19 protein-coding genes and 1 pseudogene are annotated in these 18,946 nt (G+C 58.6%); 4 read left to right on the top strand and 16 right to left on the bottom strand.

Annotated elements, in window-relative coordinates; genetic code table 11:
- Window positions 1-2: 2 nt before the first annotated feature.
- Window positions 3-938 (top strand): annotated as a pseudogene (locus tag ACR3FB_RS02630) (NAD(P)-dependent oxidoreductase); the annotation flags it as partial.
- 101 nt (window positions 939-1,039) lie between these two features.
- Window positions 1,040-4,105, top strand: a complete 3,066-nt coding sequence (locus tag ACR3FB_RS02625; protein WP_480563849.1) for an aminotransferase class III-fold pyridoxal phosphate-dependent enzyme — start codon at window positions 1,040-1,042, stop codon at window positions 4,103-4,105.
- A 40-nt stretch (window positions 4,106-4,145) separates the two neighbouring features.
- On the opposite strand, the gene ACR3FB_RS02620 is transcribed toward ACR3FB_RS02625, so the two are convergent.
- Entirely contained in the window at window positions 4,146-4,622 is a 477-nt protein-coding gene (locus ACR3FB_RS02620) for a hypothetical protein (RefSeq protein WP_480563847.1), read from the bottom strand.
- A complete protein-coding gene (gene hemP, locus ACR3FB_RS02615) occupies window positions 4,619-4,786 on the bottom strand; it encodes a hemin uptake protein HemP (RefSeq protein ID WP_170468565.1) in 168 nt (55 codons plus the stop codon). The genes ACR3FB_RS02620 and hemP overlap by 4 nt, the downstream gene beginning before the upstream one ends.
- A gap of 192 nt (window positions 4,787-4,978) precedes the next feature.
- Here hemP and gph point away from each other — a divergent pair, with 192 nt between their 5' ends.
- Window positions 4,979-5,680 (top strand): phosphoglycolate phosphatase, encoded by a 702-nt coding sequence (gph, locus tag ACR3FB_RS02610; RefSeq protein ID WP_480563845.1) that lies wholly within the window; start codon window positions 4,979-4,981, stop codon window positions 5,678-5,680.
- A 251-nt stretch (window positions 5,681-5,931) separates the two neighbouring features.
- On the opposite strand, the gene dld is transcribed toward gph, so the two are convergent.
- The 4 genes from dld to ACR3FB_RS02590 form a co-directional block, all read right to left on the bottom strand.
- Complete coding sequence (dld, locus tag ACR3FB_RS02605) at window positions 5,932-7,620, bottom strand: D-lactate dehydrogenase (protein WP_480563843.1); 1,689 nt, start codon at window positions 7,618-7,620, stop codon at window positions 5,932-5,934.
- A 16-nt stretch (window positions 7,621-7,636) separates the two neighbouring features.
- A complete protein-coding gene (locus ACR3FB_RS02600) occupies window positions 7,637-8,788 on the bottom strand; it encodes an alpha-hydroxy acid oxidase (protein ID WP_480563841.1) in 1,152 nt (383 codons plus the stop codon).
- Between the two features lie 12 nt (window positions 8,789-8,800).
- Entirely contained in the window at window positions 8,801-10,864 is a 2,064-nt protein-coding gene (locus ACR3FB_RS02595) for a TRAP transporter large permease subunit (protein WP_170380532.1), read from the bottom strand.
- Between the two features lie 114 nt (window positions 10,865-10,978).
- On the bottom strand, window positions 10,979-12,028 hold the full coding sequence (locus ACR3FB_RS02590) for a TRAP transporter substrate-binding protein (RefSeq protein ID WP_480563839.1): 1,050 nt from the start codon (window positions 12,026-12,028) through the stop codon (window positions 10,979-10,981).
- Window positions 12,029-12,341: 313 nt separating this feature from the next.
- Between ACR3FB_RS02590 and ACR3FB_RS02585 the strand changes: the two genes are divergently transcribed.
- Window positions 12,342-13,115: a FadR/GntR family transcriptional regulator gene (locus ACR3FB_RS02585; RefSeq protein ID WP_170468578.1), complete on the top strand. Its 774-nt coding sequence runs from the start codon at window positions 12,342-12,344 to the stop codon at window positions 13,113-13,115.
- Between the two features lie 69 nt (window positions 13,116-13,184).
- Here ACR3FB_RS02585 and comE read toward each other — a convergent pair whose 3' ends face one another.
- The 10 genes from comE to rpsN all read right to left on the bottom strand — a co-directional run bounded on the left by comE (window position 13,185) and on the right by rpsN (window position 18,944).
- The gene (gene comE, locus ACR3FB_RS02580) at window positions 13,185-13,739 is read right to left on the bottom strand and encodes a sulfopyruvate decarboxylase subunit beta (RefSeq protein WP_480563837.1); all 555 of its coding nucleotides are present in this window, start codon (window positions 13,737-13,739) and stop codon (window positions 13,185-13,187) included.
- Window positions 13,736-14,242: a sulfopyruvate decarboxylase subunit alpha gene (locus ACR3FB_RS02575; protein ID WP_480563835.1), complete on the bottom strand. Its 507-nt coding sequence runs from the start codon at window positions 14,240-14,242 to the stop codon at window positions 13,736-13,738. Before ACR3FB_RS02575 ends, comE begins: the two co-directional genes overlap by 4 nt.
- 51 nt (window positions 14,243-14,293) lie before the next feature.
- Window positions 14,294-14,701, bottom strand: coding sequence for a universal stress protein (locus ACR3FB_RS02570; RefSeq protein ID WP_170768626.1), 408 nt, complete (start codon window positions 14,699-14,701; stop codon window positions 14,294-14,296).
- Between the two features lie 100 nt (window positions 14,702-14,801).
- The gene (gene hisD, locus ACR3FB_RS02565) at window positions 14,802-16,109 is read right to left on the bottom strand and encodes a histidinol dehydrogenase (protein WP_480563833.1); all 1,308 of its coding nucleotides are present in this window, start codon (window positions 16,107-16,109) and stop codon (window positions 14,802-14,804) included.
- A gap of 325 nt (window positions 16,110-16,434) precedes the next feature.
- Window positions 16,435-16,623, bottom strand: coding sequence for a 50S ribosomal protein L30 (gene rpmD / locus ACR3FB_RS02560; RefSeq protein WP_074736195.1), 189 nt, complete (start codon window positions 16,621-16,623; stop codon window positions 16,435-16,437).
- Window positions 16,624-16,636: 13 nt separating this feature from the next.
- The gene (gene rpsE / locus ACR3FB_RS02555; RefSeq protein WP_170356677.1) at window positions 16,637-17,200 is read right to left on the bottom strand and encodes a 30S ribosomal protein S5; all 564 of its coding nucleotides are present in this window, start codon (window positions 17,198-17,200) and stop codon (window positions 16,637-16,639) included.
- Between the two features lie 116 nt (window positions 17,201-17,316).
- Complete coding sequence (gene rplR / locus ACR3FB_RS02550; RefSeq protein WP_039523386.1) at window positions 17,317-17,676, bottom strand: 50S ribosomal protein L18; 360 nt, start codon at window positions 17,674-17,676, stop codon at window positions 17,317-17,319.
- Window positions 17,677-17,687: 11 nt separating this feature from the next.
- On the bottom strand, window positions 17,688-18,221 hold the full coding sequence (rplF, locus tag ACR3FB_RS02545) for a 50S ribosomal protein L6 (RefSeq protein ID WP_170373361.1): 534 nt from the start codon (window positions 18,219-18,221) through the stop codon (window positions 17,688-17,690).
- Between the two features lie 11 nt (window positions 18,222-18,232).
- A complete protein-coding gene (gene rpsH, locus ACR3FB_RS02540) occupies window positions 18,233-18,625 on the bottom strand; it encodes a 30S ribosomal protein S8 (RefSeq protein ID WP_170373360.1) in 393 nt (130 codons plus the stop codon).
- A 13-nt stretch (window positions 18,626-18,638) separates the two neighbouring features.
- Window positions 18,639-18,944: a 30S ribosomal protein S14 gene (gene rpsN, locus ACR3FB_RS02535; protein WP_068340744.1), complete on the bottom strand. Its 306-nt coding sequence runs from the start codon at window positions 18,942-18,944 to the stop codon at window positions 18,639-18,641.
- Window positions 18,945-18,946 lie beyond the last annotated feature (2 nt).

The following is an 18,946-nucleotide window of genomic DNA, read 5'->3' as shown; positions in this document are numbered from 1 at the left end:
TTTGCTTTGTCAGTGCCAAACACTCCGGCAATCAAGCAATGCCGGTCAGCGGAGAGGATAATCCCATGGCAAAAGTCGCGTTTCTTGGTTTGGGCGTCATGGGTTATCCCATGGCTGGGCATCTTCAGGCTGCAGGGCATCAGGTCACCGTTTACAATCGGACCGCCTCCAAGGCCGAGGCCTGGGTGGCTGAACATGGCGGCGCAATTGCGACGACCCCCAAAGAAGCTGCGGAGGGGGCAGAATTCGTCATGTCCTGCGTTGGCAATGATGACGACCTGCGGATGGTCTGTACCGGTGCGGATGGTGCCTTTGCCGGGATGACGGATGGCACGATCTTTGTGGATCACACGACCGTCTCGGCCAAGGTGACGCGCGAGCTTTACGAAACGGCTAAAGGGCGAGGGATCTCTTTTGTCGACGCGCCGATCTCCGGCGGTCAAGCCGGGGCCGAGAATGGCGTGCTGTCGATTATGTGCGGCGGCGATCAGGCGGCGTTTGATGCGGCAGAGCCGATCATGCAGGTCTATTCGAAAATCTGTCGCCGGATTGGCGACAGCGGTGCCGGTCAGATGACCAAGATGTGCAACCAGATCGCCATCGCCGGTCTGGTCCAAGGCCTCAGCGAAGCGCTGCATTTCGCCGAAAAGGCCGGTCTGGACGGGCGCGCGGTGGTTGAGGTGATCAGCCAGGGTGCGGCGGGCAGCTGGCAGATGGCGAACCGGTACGAGACTATGCTCGACGACCATTTCGACCACGGCTTTGCAGTGGACTGGATGCGCAAGGATCTGGGTATCTGTCTCGACACAGCCAATGAGACGGCCGCGTCTTTGCCTGTCACCGCGCTGGTGGATCAATTCTACAAGGATGTGCAAAAACTTGGTGGTGGGCGGTGGGATACCTCGTCGCTGATCAAGCGGTTGCGGGCGTTGGATTAAGGGGGCTGTCTGCCCCCTCTTGGCCCTATGGGCCAATTCACCCCCGAGGATATTTTTAGCCAGATGAAGAGATCCGCGTTGCGCGGCGGATAGGGATGGGAATGAAAGACATGAGTGATTTCTGGGCAGATGCTCTGCGCAAGTTTTGGGGGTTGGAGGCCCGTCTGACACGGCTGGACGGAGAGTATGACCTGAACTTTCTGGTCGAAGCGAAGAACGGTCAGGATTATGTCCTGAAAGTCATGCGCGCGGGGTGCGAGCCAGAGTTTGTCGACCTTCAAGTCAAGGCGCTCGAACATATCGCGGCTGAGGCGCCGGGTCTGCCCTTCCCCAAGGTATTCCCCTCGTTGGATGGTGCGGTCCTGCCCGAGATCGAAGATCAGGAAGGTGACCCGCGTTTGGCGTGGTTGTTGGAGCGCCTTCCGGGCCAGTGCTACGCCAAGGTCGAGCCGAAATCCGAAGATTTGATCCTGAAGCTGGGGCGTGTTCTTGGCGCAACCGATCGCGCTCTGGCCGGGTTTGCGCATGACAGCCTGCAGCGGGACGATTTCAAATGGGACCTGATGCAAGGCGACTGGATCGCAGATCAACTGGACGCGGTCAGCGACCCGTCCCGCCGCGCGCTGTTGGGCGAAATTGTGCAGGGTTTCACTGCCGTCTCAGATGCGCTGCAAACCCTTCCCACCCAAGCCATTCACAACGACGCCAATGACTACAACATCCTCGTCGAAGGAGAGCTGAGCGAACGTCGTACCGTATCCGGCCTGATCGACCTGGGCGACATGTGCGCCGCGCCGCGTATTTGTGAGGTCGCCATTGCCGGGGCCTATATCGTTCTGGATCACCCGAAACCCGAACGCGCGCTGACCGCTCTGGTCCAAGGCTATCACGCCGCCAATCGGCTGAGCGCCGAGGAGGTCGATCTGATCTGGCCCCTGCTGCGCATGCGGCTGGCGGTATCCGTAGTGAACTCGACCCTGATGGCGGCTGAAAACCCTGACGACCCTTATGTGACCATCAGTCAGGCCTCGGCTTGGCGGTTCCTTGAGAACGAAGCCGTCAATGGCGGCTTGATGTCCGCCCGCTTGCGCAGCGCTTGCGGCTTGCCTGTCGTCGACGGGGCTGAGCGCATCCACGCCTACCTCTCCGACCATCGCGGCCACTTTGCCGAGATGTTTGGCCAGGACCTGAGCGATGTGCCAATGGGGTCTCTTTCTGTTGAGAACTCCACATGGCCGCAGAACCCGTTCCATATGCCGCTCGAAGAAGCCGCGCGGGTGGGTGATGAATTCGGTGAGGGCCTGTGGCTGGGTTACTACAACGAACCCCGCCTGATCTATGCCGAGCCCGGGTTCCGCAAGGGGCCTTGGAAAGCCTCGGACCGGCGTACGGTGCATCTGGCCGTGGATGTCTTTGCGCCCGCCGGCACAGTTTTGCACGCCCCAATGAGCGGTCGGGTCGAAGTGGTCGAGAACCGCAACAGCCATCTCGACTATGGCGGCGTGGTGATCCTGCATCATGAAACGCCCGAGGGGGATCCTTTCTATACGCTCTACGGCCATCTGGACCCAGAGGTTTGTGACCGTCTGAAACCGGGCGATCCGGTGGCTCAGGGCGCTGCGTTCGTGCGGCTTGGGGATGCCTCGCAAAACGGTGGATGGGCCCCGCATGTGCATTTCCAGCTTGCCCTGACAACCGACGGCATGGAGGCTGACTGGCCCGGCGTCGCTGACCCGGATGAGCTGGAGCTATGGAACGCGGTCTGCCCGAACCCGGCGGCTTTGCTGAATCTGGCCGATGACAAGGTTTGCTATCAGCCGACTGACAAACAGGCCGTTCTGCAAGGGCGTCACGATCATTTCGGCGGCAATCTGAGCCTGACCTACAATGACCCGGTCATGCTCGTGCGCGGTTGGAAACACCACCTGTTCGACGAGTGGGGTCGCCCCTATCTGGACGCCTATAACAACGTCCCGCATGTGGGCCACGCCCACCCGCGCATTCAGGCCGTTGCGGCGGATCAGCTGAAGCGGATGAACTCGAACACCCGCTATCTGCACCCGGCGCAGACCACATTTGCCGACAAGGTGCTATCGAAACTGCCGGATCACTTTGAGGTTTGCTTCTTCGTCAATTCAGGCACCGAAGCCAACGAATTGGCCCTGCGTCTGGCCCGCGCCCATACCGGCGCCAAGGGGATCGTGACGCCGGATCACGGCTATCACGGCAACACGAACGCGGCAGTTGCCATGTCGGCCTACAAGTTCAACAAACCCGGGGGGATCGGTCAGGTTGATTGGGTTGAGCTGGTTGAGGTCGCGGATGACTACCGTGGCTCGTTCAAACGTGACGACGCTGACCGCGCGCAAAAATACGCAGATCTCGTGGACCCGGCGATTGCTGCTTTGCAAGAGAAAGGTCAGGGCGTGGCCGGTTTCATCGCCGAGACCTTCCCCTCAGTCGGTGGGCAGATCATTCCGCCGAAAGGTTATCTTCCTGCAGTTTATGAGAAAATCCGCGCCGCAGGCGGCGTCTGTATCGCGGATGAAGTTCAAACCGGGCTTGGACGGCTGGGCGAATACTATTTCGGTTTCGAACACCAAGACGCACTGCCCGATATCGTTGTCATGGGCAAACCCATCGGCAACGGTCACCCTCTGGGCGTGCTGGTGACGACCAAGGAAATCGCCCAGAGCTTTGACAACGGGATCGAGTTCTTCTCGACCTTCGGCGGCTCCACCCTGTCCTGCCGCATCGGGAAAGAGGTTCTGGACATCGTCGATGACGAAGGCCTGCAGGACAATGCCCGCGCCATGGGCGACCGTCTGATGGCGGGTCTGCGTCAGATCGAATCCGAGTTCGGCTGCGTTGGCGACGTGCGCGGGATGGGTCTGTTTCTGGGGGTTGAACTGATCAATCCGGATGGATCGGAAGGGACCGAGATCTGCAGTTTTGTGAAAAACCGGATGCGCGATCATCGTATCCTGATCGGCAGTGAAGGCCCGAAAGACAACATACTGAAAATCCGCCCGCCCCTGACCATTGAGGTCGAGGATGTGGATATGATCCTATGGGCGTTGCGCGATGTTCTGAAAGGCGTCGGCGACTATTCCCCTGCCCCGGTTTGCGACCACGATCACCATCACGCGGGATGTGGCTGCTGCTAGGTAGAAACCCCGGCGCGACCGCCGGGGTTTCATTTGCCGATCAATGCAACACGGCCGAGGGGGTCTGATGACCGGTTGTCGGTATTGGAACGGCGGCTGTCATGCGGCGCAAGGCCATCCCCAGCTCTTCTGACAAAGAGGCAAGCGCCGGCGCGAAATCCGGACGCACGATCAGTGAGGCCATCATCATCGCGTCTTCCCGCGCGCCCTCAGAAGCGGCCGCAATCATCTGGGCAAAACAGTTCTCATCCGCGCCCAGACAGGCGCATCCTAATCCATGCCGGATCAATGGACGGTGGCCGTGGCTGGCGCAAAGCGAGCAAAGACGATCCAAGGTCAGCATCGCGGCGCGCCCTTGATCTGCGCCCAGGGCAATGTCGAAATCACTGGCAGCGTCTGCGCGGCCTCTGGCGCCTTCGCTCCAGAGGCGCAGATACATCACCGCGCCTGCTTCGATTGGGGCAAGGTCTGTCAGACGGCCAACCGCAGCGCCGCCCCGAGACGACGGGCTGCTCATTTTGTCAGGATCAGTTTGCCGGCACGGGTGATGCGCAGCGTATAAAGCTGATCACCCAGTTCGATATGGGCGAGATTGCCGCCTTTGGTCAGCTCTTCGGCCTTGTGCGAAGGCAGCACGGATACGGCAAAGGACTGGGTGGCGATAGGGGTCTGCGCGTTCATTTGACAACTCCGGAGTATCTCAGGCAAGGGCCTGAACTGTTCGCTTTTTCAATGACCTGGCTGACCCGAGTCTGGGATGGCTGGCGGCTTCTGTCTTTATTCTGATTATTTTAGTAAGGATTGTCAAGTCGCGCATTTGCGCTTGCAGAAAGTTGCCGTGTTGCGCCTTCTTGATGGGCAGGTTAGGCCTGAATGCATAGGCAAAACACTGAGGTTACTATGGGCGCGGCAATTGTATTTGATCTGGATGGAACTCTGGTCGACAGCCTGGGCGACATCGTTGCAGCCGCAAACCAGACGCTGAGCGATCTCGACCTGCCCCCTCTGCCGCGCGAGGTGATAGGGCGATTCGTAGGCAACGGCCTGCCCAAGCTGGTCGAGCGTATGATCCGGCACTGCGAATTGCCCTTGGACCGTCACGAAGAGCTGACGAAAGTGACGCTCGCGCATTACACGGCAGGGGCCAGCAGAACGACGGTGCCCTATCCCGGCATTCCTCAGGCGTTGGCCAGTTTGCAATCGCAGGGGCACATACTGGGCGTCTGCACCAACAAGCCCGAGGCCCCGGCCCGGCATATTCTCGACGTACTGGACCTGTCGCGATATTTCGATGTGGTGCTAGGCGGTGATAGCCTGACCACAAGGAAACCCGACCCTCAGCATCTATTCGCAAGCTTCGACGCATTGCCAGCTCATGGGTCGCGTGTTTTCGTGGGTGACAGCGAGGTGGACGCAGAAACAGCCGAGCGCGCCAAGATCCCGTTTCTCCTGTTCACGCAAGGCTATCGAAAGTCGCCGGTGACAGATATCCCGCACGACGTTGCCTATGACAAGGCGGACGAGATTCCGCCCCTGGTCGCGCGGATGGTGCAGATGTCTGCTCAGGTGAAATAGGCCTCAGCGCAGACCCTGAAAATTATTGAGGGGCCGGCCGAGGGGGTATGGACCAGCCCCTCATCGGGGAAACTCTGTATAGCCCGTCGGGGCCAGTTGTTGTCTCTTGTTTAGCGGGCCGCGACAGATGGCGAAATTGGGGGATTCCCGTAGGGCTGGATTTTTTTGCCTCAACGCAGCCGTGAAACCCGCGCTTGACCTCAGGTTTGAGGAGCGATCAAGGCCCTGACCATACGCATCCTGCGTCCGAGTTATTCGGGCTCGGCGTAGTTTCGAGCTTTGGACATTTTACCGATCCCCGGATTGAAGGAATTGGTCGGATCACAGCATTTGTAATGGGCGGCCAGATCGGGCTTGGCCGTGTACAAATGCCCCACATTATGTTCAGCTGGGTATTCCGCGCCGCGCGTGTCGAACAACTCCAACATCGCGGCTTTCAAGGCCTTAGGATCGGCGCCTTTTTTGACCACGTAGTCCTGATGCATCACGTGGCACATGAAATGACCGTAGTAGAGCTTGTGGACCAGTTGGCCCTCAATCTCGGGCGGAAGCGTCTCAAGCCAATCCTGATCATTGCGCCGCAAGGCTACGTCGAGCGCAATGATGTCTTCCACCTCGTTGCCATGCAGCGCCATGTACCTGACGGCAGCCCCGGCCGCGGCAAAGCGGTGCAAGCCCGCGATCTTGGCCTCGCGCGGGGTGCACTCAAAAGCATCGCCGTCACGATCTTTCAGGAATGTGGGCAGCCATTCGGCAGCCTCGGCAATCCCTTCGTTCTTCATCTTCAGGATCAGATGGTGTTCGTAGCGGTCACGAAACGCGACCATCCGTTTCGGCAAGACACGCGGCCAGACCGAGACCGCCATCTGCATGAAGCGGTCGGTGAAGTTGCGCAGGAAGGGAATTCGGCGCAGGCGGGCATCCACTGCGCCTTTGAGCGCAAAGAACATCGGCAGCCGGTCAGTGCCCAGCTTGTCGATCATCACGACCGTATCCTTGCCGTAGCGCGCCGTGATGTCGAACACCTCGCGCTGCATGTATTCGGCGGAAACGGGCAGCGACTTGAATTCGGATAGGATGTGACGGCGCAGGGCGGCCAGATCATCGGGGCTGTTTGTTCCGATGTAAAAGACCTTCTCGGCCTCGTTCTTTGGGAACGTATCAAGCCGTACGGCAAAGACGGCCAGCTTGCCCGCCGAGCCAGCGGATTCGAACAGCTTGGCCTTGTCCGCGTTGAACCGCGCAGGCGTTTCGGCGTCGACGTCGCGCACGATCTGCGCGTAGTCACTGGCCGAGGCGCGTTTGTTCGTGGCCCCCGGGTTGCGGTCGAACGTGCCTGCATCGAGATTTGCCAGGATCTCGTCCGGCGTGTCGCCCAGATCAATTCCCAGATGGTTGACCAGCTCCAGCTCGCCCTTCTCGGATATCCGCGCGTGGACGGAGAGTTCGGTGTAAACAGGGCCGCGTTCCACCAGTGACCCGCCCGAGTTGTTGCAGACCCCGCCCACAATCGACGCGCCTATACATGAGGAGCCGATCACCGAATGCGGCTCTCGACCCAGTGGGGCCAACAGTTTTTCCAGTGCAAACAGGGTGGCGCCGGGAAAGCTGACGATCTGCTCGCCGTCGTTCAGTGGCACCAGAGAGTCCATGCGTCGCGTATTGATCAGTACCACGTCCCGGTCATAGCTGCCCGAGGGGGTCGACCCTTCGGTGAGGCCGGTATTGGCCGCCTGCATGATGACAATCTTATCGGCTGCAACGCAGGCCTTCAGGACCTTCCACTGCTCCAGAAGGCTGCCGGGCTGGATGACGCACAGCGCCTCGCCCTCGCCCGAGCGAAAGCCGCGCCGGAACCGTTCCGTCGCGCGTTCGCCAGTCAGGACATGCCGCGCACCAACGACAGAGCGGAAATGTTCAATCAACGCGTCATTGGTCATGGCATCCCTCGTGTCTTTATGCAGCGCGGAAACGGATGTTCTCGCGGCTCAGTTGGTCGATTCTGGTCACACCCATCAGCTTCATGTCACGCTCGATCTCGGCCCGCATGAGGCCGAGCGCGCGTTCAACACCAGGCTGACCAGCGGCGGCCAGAGGATACAGGTACTGACGTCCAACACCGACCGCTTTGGCCCCAATCGAAAGCGCCTTCAGCACATGGGTACCGCGCTGAATGCCACTGTCCATGATCACGTCCAGCTTGTCGCCAACCGCATCTACGATCTCGGCCAGTTGATCGAACGGCGTGCGTGAGCCATCCAGCTGCCGCCCACCGTGGTTCGACAGAATGATCCCCGTACAGCCAATCTCGGCCGCGCGTTTGGCATCTTCGACGGTCATGATCCCCTTGAGGCAGAACTGACCGTCCCAATCACGCACCATCTGCGCGACATCATCCCAATTCATCGACGGGTCCAGCATCTCGGTGAAATAACTGCCGATCGAGCTGGCGCCGCCACCCATATCCACATGCTCTTCCAATTGCGGCAGGCGGAATTTTTCGTGGGTGACATAGTTGATCCCCCACATCGGCTTGATCGCAAACTGGATCATGCCACCCAATGTCAGGCGGAACGGGATCGAGAAACCGGTGCGCAGGTCACGCTCGCGATTGCCGCCGGTGATGCTGTCGACAGTTAGCATCATGACCTCGACCCCCGTCTCTTTCGCGCGCTGCATCATGGCCGCGTTCAGGCCGCGATCTTTGTGGAAGTAGAACTGATAGACTTGCGGGTTCTTGTGTTTCTTGCGCAGTTCTTCAAGCGAGACAGTCCCCAGAGATGAGACACCGAACATGGTGCCATATTTCTCGGCCGCAGCGGCCACAGCGCGTTCGCCCTGATGGTGAAACAGCCGCTGCAGAGCGGTGGGCGAGCAGTAGAACGGCATGTCCAGCTTTTGCCCCATCACGGTGACGGACATGTCCACTTCCTTTACCCCGCGCAGAACCGAGGGCAGCAGATCACAGCGGTCGAAAGCGGCGGTGTTCTGGCGATAGGTCACCTCATCATCCGCGCCGCCATCGATATAGTTGAAGATCGGCCCCGGTAGGCGGCGCTTGGCAAGCTGCCGGAAGTCGTGAAAGTTGTGGCAATGCTTGAGACGCATAGCGTGATCTCCTTAGTACGCCACAGAGGGCAGCCAAGTGGCGAGTGTCGGCCATAGGAAGACAAGCGCCAATCCGGTCAGTTGTAGCAGCACAAAAGGGATGATGCCTTTGTAGATATGCATCAGCTTGATCTCGGGCGGGCAGACGCCTTTCAGGTAGAAGAGCGCGAAGCCAACCGGCGGGGTCAGGAAGCTGGTTTGCAGGGTCACCGCCACGAGGATCACGAACCAGACCAACGCGGGTTCATCCAGCACTCCGAAGCCCGGAATGTCGATGCCAAGGCCGTTCACGATCGGACGCATCAGAGGCAGCACGATCAGGGTGATCTCGATCCAGTCCAACACAAAGCCCAGCAGGAATACGATGAACAGGATGAACAGGATCGTGCCATTGGCACCAAAGCCGGTGGATTGGACCACGTGCTCGATCAGTTCATCGCCGCCAAGTTCACGCAGAACATAGGAGAATACCGTCGCACCAAGGAAGATCGCGAAGATATAAGCGGTGGTGTTGAAGGTCGAAACCAGCACGTTCCATAGTTTCGCGAAGGTCAGCTTGCGATATCCCAGCGCCAGCAGCGTCGCGCCCAATGCGCCTATGCCAGAGGCCTCGGTCGGGGTGGTCAAACCTCCGAAGATCGAGCCCAGAACCGCGAGGATCAACAGCAGCGTTGGAATGACCGCGATCAGAACGTCTTTGACAGCATCCCAGTCGGGCGCCTTTGCCCCTTCGGGCACGGGGGCCGCGTCACGCTTCACCTGTGCGAGGATGAAGATATAGGTCAGGTATAGCCCCCCAATGATCACACCGGGAAAAACAGCGGCCATGAACAGGTCGCCGACGGACAGAGCCATCTGGTCGGCCATGATCACCAGCATGATCGAGGGTGGGATCAGGATACCCAGCGTTCCCGAAGCAGAGACCACACCTGCCGCCAGTGTCGGCTGGTATTTCTGCTGCATCATCGACGGCAAAGACAGCACGCCCAGCAGCACTACGGAGGCCCCGATAATGCCGGTCGAGGCCGCCAGTATGATCCCGATCAGGGTCACGGTGATGGCAAGACCACCCCGCACGGTGCCGAACAGGCGCTGCATCGAGGTCATCAGACGCTCGGCCACACCGGATTCGTCCAGCATCAGGCCCATGAAGATGAACATCGGCAGCGCGACCAGAACCGCGTTGGACATGGTCGCGTAGACCCGGTTCACCACTGCGCCGAGGGTCAGGTAGTCGAGTCCGGTAAATGTGCTCTCCAAACCGGTCCACAGCATCAGGTCATTGTCGAACAGATATGCGAGACCACAGTAGGCGACGCCCACACCTGCCAGCACCCAAGCCACCGGATAGCCGGTAAAGAGCAACGCGATGAAGGTCAGGAACATCGCGATGACCAGCTTTTCCTCGGTTGTTTCGACCAGGAAGGTCAGGCCCACACAGACGGCGGCGAACACAGCCAGCACCAGCAGGATACGGCGCAGCGGAGCGCCCTCGCGTTCCGAAGCCGGCCCGTACATCAGTGCGTGCCCGTCGTGGATCAGCCGCGCCAGCGCAGCCAGCGCCAACAGAACAAAGCTGATCGGAATGACCGCCTTAAAGGCCCAACGCGCAGGCAGACCGGTGGGGCTGTCCGAGCGTTCGTTGACGCGGAAGCTTTCGTAGAAATAGTCATAGCCCTGATCTATCATCAGATAGATGAACGGGGTCAGCAGGGTCAGAATGCCGATCACCTCAATGATCCGCTGCGCCCGGCGGGACAATTGCATGTGCAGTACATCAACGCGTACGTGGCTGTCCGTGATCAAGGCATATGAGATGCCGATCATCGTAACGATGCCGTAGAAGTGCCACTGGATCTCATCCAGTTTGGGGTAGTTCTGGCTGAGCAGATAGCGCAGCGCGACCTGCGAAAAAATCGCCGCCATCAGCAGCACATTCGCCCACATGACGACATGACCGACAGCTTTGACGCTGGTATCAATGGCAACGGCGATTTTTTGACGGTCGGTATCGGGATGCTCCAGGATGCCTTCATAGGCCTCAACCGGATCTTTGGTGGTATTTGGATTGCTCATGGTCATTCCTCGCCCGGCAGCCCTGTGCAAGGGCGGTGAAAGTTTGGAAAATCCGAAGATCAGAAATCGACTGGGGCAGCAGTGTCCGCTGCCCCAGAAACGTCAGTGAGGACGTTACTGACGTGGGAGGAAGGCGTTGGTCTTCCAGAGGTTGTAGCCGTCACGGAACTCGGTCATGTCGGCCAGAACCTTGGCAAAGAAAGCGTCATTTGCGGCCTCTTCGGCGGCGACCTCTTCCCAAGTGCTGCGGAAGGTATCCAACATCTCGGGCGACCACTGCTTAAGGGTGACACCGTTGTTTTCAACGTTGTCGATCAGCGCTGCGTGCTGGATCGCTTCGCCTTCGGCAAAGCTGTCGGCCATCGAAGCCTTACAGGCGTTTTCGATGATGGCCTTGTGCTGGTCGCTGGTCTCTGCCCAGACGTCTTTGTTGATCATCAATTCGAACACGGTCGCTTGCTGGTGCCAGCCGGGGAAGTAGTTGAACTTGACCAGCTTGTGGAAGCCCAGACGCGCGTCGATGGCGGGCATCGAGAACTCGGTCGCGTCGATCGCACCTTTTTCCAGTGCCGGGAATATCTCACCACCGGGCAGCAAAGAGGTCGCAACACCCAGTTTCTGCATAACCTTGCCGCCCAGACCGAAGAAACGCATCTTCAGGCCGCTCAGGTCTTCGGGTGAGTTGATCTCGGAGGCGAACCAGCCCGAGGTTTCGGGGGCAATGACAGCGCACGGGACCACGTGGACGTTGTAGCCGGCCTGATCATACATCTCCTGGTACAGCGTCATGCCGTTGCCGTAGTAGAGCCATGCCATGTATTCGCCCGCCTCAGGGCCGAAAGGAACGGCCGAGAACAACGGAGCAGCCGGGATTTTACCCGCCCAGTAACCGGCGGTGGTATAGCCCGAGTTGATCTTGCCAGTGGATACAGCATCCAGAATTTCAAACGGCGGAACCAGTTTGCCTGGCTCATACACCTTCATCTTCAGCGTACCACCCGACATCAGGTCCAACTGCTCGGCAACGCGCGGGATTGGCGAACCAAGACCAGGCAGTTCGGTCGAGAATGCAATCGGGGTTTTCAACAGCAGCTTATCTTTAGCAACCGCAGGTGCGGCCATCAGGCTGGCGGCTACGGCAAGGCTCGTCAGGGTCTTTTTCATAATGTCTCCTCCTGGGTGAGTCGGGCATCTGCCTCAAACACAAACGCAGACCCTTGCGGGTTTGCACTAGTGGTTCACTAACTTTACCAGTGCCGTTCAGTCAATAACTTTGTTTACCACTGGATCTGCAAAAATGTCCCTGACTGGGCGCACTAAGTTTGTATGGATTACTTCGTGTTTTCGGAAATTCTTATTCTATTAAAAGCGTTAAGCTGCATTTCAATGCTGGAACTGAACGCTTGAAAAACGCACCAATATGGTTACATTTATTTACCAATATATCTCACTTCGGCATCTTACTTAGGTATATCCCATGAACACCAAGGCGATTTTTGAACCGGTCGGACACGAATCGCTGGCCGATGCCGTAGTGGCACAGATCGAAGACCTCATCGCGTCGGGTATTCTGAAACAGGGCCGCAAGCTGCCGTCCGAGAGGGATCTGGCCGAGATGCTTCGGGTCTCAAGGCCAAAGCTGCGCGAAGCACTGGCCGTGCTGGAAGAGCGCGGGCTGGTCACCACTCAGCATGGTGAGGGGACCTTTGTCGCTGCCCTAACCGGGCAAGCGATGTTGCCGGCCCTTCTGGCGCTCTACGAACGGCATGAGCCTGCCTTTTTCGACCACCTGGAATACCGCCGCGAACAAGAAGGCTTTGCCGCCCGTCTTGCCGCGCGCAGGTCCACCAAGGCCGACAAGGAGAGGATCGCCGAAATCCTCGACGAGAATGTTCGGGCGTGGGAGGCGAACGATGCGCAAGCCTCACGCGAAGCGGATTTCGCCCTGCATGCTGCCATCGTCGACGCAAGCCAGAACGCAACTTTAATACATATGATGGCCTCGATCTACGAACTGACCAAGCGCGGCGTTTTCTATAACCGCAGTTTCCTGAAATCGATTGACGGTTCGGGCAAACAGCTGCTGGATCAGCACCTTGCCCTGGGTCAAGCGGTGATTGACGGAGACGAAAAGCGCGCCGAACAGGCCGCGCTAGACCATATAGACTTTGTCGAGCGCTCCTTCAGGACAGGGATAGAACAGCAGCGCCGCGAGGTTATGGCCGAGAAACGGCGTCTTCTGTCGCGCTAGACATTTAGTACCAAAGCCGCCCGCAACGGACGGCTTTGATCAGTGCATTCAGCAAAACCGAAGAGGTGTTCAGGCCTGTACGGCCTTCATAAACCGATCTCGGATCACCACCGGGTCCATCGTGATCGGCGGCATCTTGGCGTTGCCACTTTCGCATTTGCTGACGATGATGGTCATCTGCTGGGCGTCCAGCGCCTCTTGCAACACGCGACCTGTATCTTCGGCGGCGCATTCAATCACGTGCTCACATCCTGCCGCAGCCGCCATTTTCGCCAGCGACGTCTTCAACCCAGCATAGGTCGGCTGATCCCCGGTGGATCCGTATGAGCCATTGTCGACGATCAGCAGGATGTAATTGTCAGCCACGTTGTTCGCGATGGTCGGCAGAGTTCCCAGATTAGTCAGAACGGAGCCGTCCCCGTCGATCACGATCACCGGCTTGGGCTGGGACAGGGCCAACCCCAGACCTATGGATGAAGCCAACCCCATCGTGCCCAGCATGTAGAAATTCGTTGGCTGGTCATCAATCGCATGAAGCTCTTGGCTAGGAATGCCGATGTTGCAAACCACCAGTTGATCCCGCAGGATAGGAGCGATTTCTTTCAGGATTTCGGAACGGATCATTGGTCGCCATAGCCTCCCCAGAAGTTGGCGTCGGTCAGAATGGCAACCGGCTTGTTGCACATGAACGTGTATTTCAGGATCGCATCCAACTCGGCCACATCCACCTGATGGTGAAAGTGGTAAGTCGGAATATTGAGCTGCGCCAACAACGCTTTGGTGTGAACAGCCATCTCAACCTGGCAGGCAATCGGCTCGCGCAGCTCACCGCGGTACGAGATCAGCATCGGAAGTGGCATCCGGTAGTACTGGATCAGAGTCGCCAATGTGTTGATCGTCACTCCGATCGCTGTGTTCTGCATGATAATGGCCGGGCGCTTGCCACCCATCCAAGCGCCTGCACACAGACCCATCCCCTCATCCTCTTTGTTTGACGGGATGTGATAGATGCCTTCGCGCTGGTCGATCTCTTCAATGACGCCAGCCAGTTGTTTGCAGGGGACGGTGGTCACGAACGAAATATCATTCGCCACCAGGTCGTCAGTGATCTTCTTGTCTATATTCATCTTCCGGCTGTCAGTCCTATTGTTGTCGCCCAAGGGCGTGATTGACGGTTATCACCTGCGGTACACATGCACCGCGCATGGGGCATGACGCACAACGCGCGACGCGGTGGAGCCCAAGAAATAGTCGCTGAGATCGGGCTTGTGGGACCCGATGACGATGCAATCGACACCTTTCTCTGCCGCATAATCTATGATCGTGCGCGCCGTGTGGCCCTTTACGAGTTCGGAACTCACCCCTTCCAGCCCTTCGACTTTGCGAGACAGCTCCACTCGGGCACGGCGAAACCCTTCGGCCACCAGATCCTTGTCCAGAAATGCACTGACCGAGCCCTGAGGCATTTCGTAAACGTGCAGAGCGATTATCTCTCCGCCGCCCTGAGACAAGGCTCGGGCCACTTCCAGAGTGTGTTGCGAGATATCGTGATCCAGCGCCATTGGAACGAGAACTTTCTTGTACATGTCAAACTCCTTTCGACCCGGTCGGCCCTATCAAGCCAAGGATAGTACCCAGCGCGGTATCAAGGCCAGAGAACAGTTTGGCAGGTGGTGGTTGGACCGATCATCCCTCCGCACGCAGATCAAATTCTTCATCCGGGAAGTACTTGGCGAGACGGACATCAGCCGCCCTTGCATGCCCCTCCATCCCTTCCACGCGCGAAATTCTGGCTGTGGCCAGAGCAATGGGTTTTGAGCCTTCCCGGGTCGCCCGCTGCCATGTAACGATCTTCATGTATTTGTGGACGCTAAGGCCGCCCGTGTAGCTGGCAGCACCCGAGGTCGGCAGAACGTGGTTGGTGCCCGTTGCCTTGTCCCCATAGGATACAGTGGTCTCTTCCCCCAGAAACAAAGAGCCATAGCAGGTCAGACGATCCAGCCACCATTCCAAGTCATCGGCCTGAACGGTTAGGTGTTCCGGCGCGTAGTCATCGGAGCAGGCGGCCATCTCTTCGCGATCCGAACAAACGATGACCTCGGCATAGTCGCGCCATGCAGCAGCCGCGTTTTCTCGGTTCAGGTCAGGAAGATCTGCGATCAGTTCGGGCACCAGTGTCATGACATTCTGCGCAAGCGCCCGGTCATCTGTCACCAGCCAGACAGGAGAGTTATACCCGTGTTCCGCCTGACTCACGAGATCGGTGGCCACAACAAACGGGTCCGCACTGCTGTCGGCAAGGACTAGACTATCGGTCGGTCCTGCGATCATGTCGATGCCAACTTCACCGTAGAGGATGCGCTTGGCCTCCGCGACGAATTGGTTCCCCGGCCCTACAAGGATATTTGCGCGTGGCAGGCCGAACAGGCCGTATCGCATCGCGGCGACACCCTGCACCCCTCCCATCGCCAGAATACTGTCGGCCCCACAGATATGGGCCGCATAGACTACTGCAGGCGCAACACCCTCATCCGGTTTCGGAGGAGAACACGCGATGATGTGGCGGCATCCGGCGACCTTGGCGGTTGTTACGGTCATGATTGCACTGGCGATATGGCTGTAACGACCGCCGGGCACATAGCACCCCGCCGCATCCACTGGGATCGCCTTTTGACCAGCGATCACTCCGGGCACGATCTCGGTTTGGACGTCGGTCATTGTGGCCTTTTGCGCCTCGGCAAAATGGCGGACGTTGTTGTGGGCGAAACGGATATCCGCCTTCAGCTTTTCGGGGACCCGCGCAATTGCGGCGTCAATCTCGTCCTGCGTCATCAGAACGTTGCCGTCGAACCTGTCGAACTTGGCCGCATATTGCAGCGCTTTCGCATCGCCGCCTGCTTCGATCTCCGCCAGGATGGTCTTGACCGTATCGTGAACCTCGGGCGCATCAGATTGCGCCGTCAGCATCGCCTTTTTGAGATAGTCGCGCGCCATAGTCAGCCCCTGCTCCCGGTTCTTGCCCGGCCACTCTGTCAGAGGCGAAATCGGCTTTGCAAGCGTTTGTGGGACCGCAAACGAAACTCTTTTCGATCTTCTAACCCCATTTAAGAAAAGATAAATTTCGGCATTGGGAAAGCTGAAACTCAGCCTCGCAAGAGGACCTCTGCGCCGTTATTACCTTCGGATTCAGCGGGCGGATCGACCCTCTTCAAGGTGTGGGGTAGGCGGTCGAACGAGGCGATTCGCAGATGCACTCGGGCAAAAGAAAACGCCCCTGACACAGGTCAGAGGCGTTTCCAAGAAAATATTCAGAGGGCGCTTAGCCGCGCTCTTCGATGATCTCAACCAGATGCGGGATCTTGTTGACCATGCCGCGGACCGAAGGAGTATCCTCCAGCTCACGGGTGCGGTGCATCTTGTTCAGGCCCAGGCCGATCAGGGTTGCGCGCTGTTCGGCGGGGCGACGGATCGGAGAACCGATCTGCTTGACGACGATGGTTTTTGCCATTGCTCGCTACTCCTTACGCTTCGGCTTCAGCCGGTGCTTCGTCCCGCTTGGGCAGGATGTCGGCAACTTTTTTACCACGACGTGCGGCAACCGAACGCGGGCTCTGCTCTTTCTGCAGGCCGTTGATGGTGGCGCGGATCATGTTGTACGGGTTCTGCGAGCCCAGCGACTTGGACACAACGTCCTTAACGCCCAGCATTTCGAACACTGCACGCATCGGACCACCGGCGATGATACCAGTACCTTCGGGTGCGGTGCGCATGACCACTTTACCAGCGCCGTGACGGCCCTCGATGTCGTGGTGCAGAGTACGACCTTCGCGCAGTTGCACGCGGATCATCTGACGCTTGGCTTGCTCAGTCGCCTTTCGGATGGCCTCAGGTACTTCTTTCGCTTTACCTTTACCAAAGCCGACGCGGCCTTTCTGATCGCCGACAACCACCAGAGCGGCGAAGCCAAAGCGCTTACCACCTTTTACGGTTTTCGACACGCGGTTGATTGCGACCAGGCGATCTGCAAATTCCGGTGCTTCTTCACGGTCGCGGCCACGGCCCCGACGGTTTTCACGTTCTGCCATTTGGCATCCCTTTTCTCATGTGGCGCATACGGCGCCGTTTGCTTCAATCCAAGTGAGCCGCGACTGTTGCCGAGGCCCCCGGATCATCGGGGCAGCCGCAAAGCTGCCCGCAAGTCTTAGATCTTCAGACCACCTTCACGCGCGGCGTCGGCAACTGCCTTCACCTTGCCGTGGAACAGGAAGCCACCACGATCGAAATAGGCCTCTTCGACGCCTGCCTTCTTGGCACGCTCGGCGATGGCCGCGCCCACTTTGGTGGCCGCTTCGACGTTGTTCTTGCCAACAACACCCAGATCTTTTTCCAGGGTCGAGGCCGATGCCAGGGTCACGCCGCGAACGTCGTCGATCAGCTGAACGCTGATGTTCTTGTTCGAACGGTGAACCGACAGGCGTACACGGCCGGCGTTGACTTTGCGAAGTTTGTTCCGAACGCGCAGGCGGCGCTTCAGAAACAGGGTTCTTTTGCTGTTTGCCATTGTTTGCGTCCTTACTTCTTCTTGCCTTCCTTGCGGAAGATGAACTCGCCCTTGTAGCGGATGCCCTTGCCTTTGTAAGGCTCGGGACGGCGCCATTCGCGGATTTTGGCCGCGACTTCGCCCACCTGCTGCTGGTCGATACCTTCCACAACGATCTCGGTCTGCTTCGGCGCGGTGATGGTGACACCTTCCGGAGCAGTGAAATCAACGTCGTGGCTGTAGCCCAGGTTCAGCTTCAGGGTGTTGCCCTGCATCTGAGCCCGGTAACCAACACCCTGGATCTCCAGCTCTTTTTTGAAGCCTTCGGTCACACCGGTTACCAGGTTGGCAACCATGGTGCGGCTCATGCCCCACTGCTGGCGGGCACGCTTGGACATGCCACGGGGGTCGATCTTGACCACGTTGTCTTCAACCGACAGCGTCACGTCGTCGGTGGCGGTGAAGCTGCGGGTGCCTTTCGGACCTTTGACTTCGATGGTCTGACCCGACACAGAGGCGGTAACGCCGCTGGGCAGCTCGACCGGTTTTTTACCAATACGAGACATTGCAGACCTCCTTAGAAGACGGTGCAGAGCACTTCGCCGCCAACATTGTTGGAGCGAGCGTTTGCGTCCGACATCACACCTTTCGGAGTGCTGACAATCGACACGCCCAGACCCTGACGGACCTGCGGGATGTCATTGACGCCCATGTAGACGCGACGACCGGGCTTCGAGACCCGCTTCAGTTCGCGAATAACAGGGGTGCCTTCGTAGTACTTCAGGCTGATTTCGATGGCCGGATGACCGTTTGCACCGGTCGTCTTTTCATAGCCACGGATGTAGCCTTCGTCCGCTAGCACGTCCAGAACCCAACCGCGCAGCTTGGAAGCCGGGGTGGAAACGGTGGACTTGCCGCGCATTTGCGCGTTGCGGATACGGGTGAGCATATCGCCGATAGGATCATTCATATCTATGTCTCCCTTACCAGCTCGATTTCACCATGCCGGGGATCTGACCAGCAGAACCCAGCTCGCGCAGCGCGATACGGCTGACCTTCAGCTTACGGTAGTAAGCGTGGGGACGACCGGTCAGCTGACAACGGTTGTGCAGACGGGTAGCCGAGCTGTTGCGCGGCAGTTTCGCCAGTTTCAGACGCGCTTTGAAACGCTCTTCCATCGGGCGGCTCTCGTCATTCGCGATTTCTTTCAGCTCGGCACGCTTTGCGGCATATTTGGCCACCAGGCGTTCGCGCTTCTTCTCGCGTTCGATCATTGCTTTTTTAGCCATGT

The organism is Ruegeria sp. AO1 (assembly GCF_056535985.1).
Note: the sequence above shows the minus strand (reverse complement) of the source record. Positions and strands in the feature narration are given on the sequence as shown.

Coding starts and splice junctions, on each gene's coding strand:
- ACR3FB_RS02625 (WP_480563849.1), top strand. CDS start 1,040: ATGAAAGACATGAGTGATTTCTGGGCAGATGCTCTGCGCAAGTTTTGG.
- ACR3FB_RS02620 (WP_480563847.1), bottom strand. CDS start 4,622: ATGAGCAGCCCGTCGTCTCGGGGCGGCGCTGCGGTTGGCCGTCTGACA.
- hemP (WP_170468565.1), bottom strand. CDS start 4,786: ATGAACGCGCAGACCCCTATCGCCACCCAGTCCTTTGCCGTATCCGTG.
- gph (WP_480563845.1), top strand. CDS start 4,979: ATGCATAGGCAAAACACTGAGGTTACTATGGGCGCGGCAATTGTATTT.
- dld (WP_480563843.1), bottom strand. CDS start 7,620: ATGACCAATGACGCGTTGATTGAACATTTCCGCTCTGTCGTTGGTGCG.
- ACR3FB_RS02600 (WP_480563841.1), bottom strand. CDS start 8,788: ATGCGTCTCAAGCATTGCCACAACTTTCACGACTTCCGGCAGCTTGCC.
- ACR3FB_RS02595 (WP_170380532.1), bottom strand. CDS start 10,864: ATGAGCAATCCAAATACCACCAAAGATCCGGTTGAGGCCTATGAAGGC.
- ACR3FB_RS02590 (WP_480563839.1), bottom strand. CDS start 12,028: ATGAAAAAGACCCTGACGAGCCTTGCCGTAGCCGCCAGCCTGATGGCC.
- ACR3FB_RS02585 (WP_170468578.1), top strand. CDS start 12,342: ATGAACACCAAGGCGATTTTTGAACCGGTCGGACACGAATCGCTGGCC.
- comE (WP_480563837.1), bottom strand. CDS start 13,739: ATGATCCGTTCCGAAATCCTGAAAGAAATCGCTCCTATCCTGCGGGAT.
- ACR3FB_RS02575 (WP_480563835.1), bottom strand. CDS start 14,242: ATGAATATAGACAAGAAGATCACTGACGACCTGGTGGCGAATGATATT.
- ACR3FB_RS02570 (WP_170768626.1), bottom strand. CDS start 14,701: ATGTACAAGAAAGTTCTCGTTCCAATGGCGCTGGATCACGATATCTCG.
- hisD (WP_480563833.1), bottom strand. CDS start 16,109: ATGGCGCGCGACTATCTCAAAAAGGCGATGCTGACGGCGCAATCTGAT.
- rpmD (WP_074736195.1), bottom strand. CDS start 16,623: ATGGCAAAAACCATCGTCGTCAAGCAGATCGGTTCTCCGATCCGTCGC.
- rpsE (WP_170356677.1), bottom strand. CDS start 17,200: ATGGCAGAACGTGAAAACCGTCGGGGCCGTGGCCGCGACCGTGAAGAA.
- rplR (WP_039523386.1), bottom strand. CDS start 17,676: ATGGCAAACAGCAAAAGAACCCTGTTTCTGAAGCGCCGCCTGCGCGTT.
- rplF (WP_170373361.1), bottom strand. CDS start 18,221: ATGTCTCGTATTGGTAAAAAACCGGTCGAGCTGCCCAGCGGCGTTACC.
- rpsH (WP_170373360.1), bottom strand. CDS start 18,625: ATGAATGATCCTATCGGCGATATGCTCACCCGTATCCGCAACGCGCAA.
- rpsN (WP_068340744.1), bottom strand. CDS start 18,944: ATGGCTAAAAAAGCAATGATCGAACGCGAGAAGAAGCGCGAACGCCTG.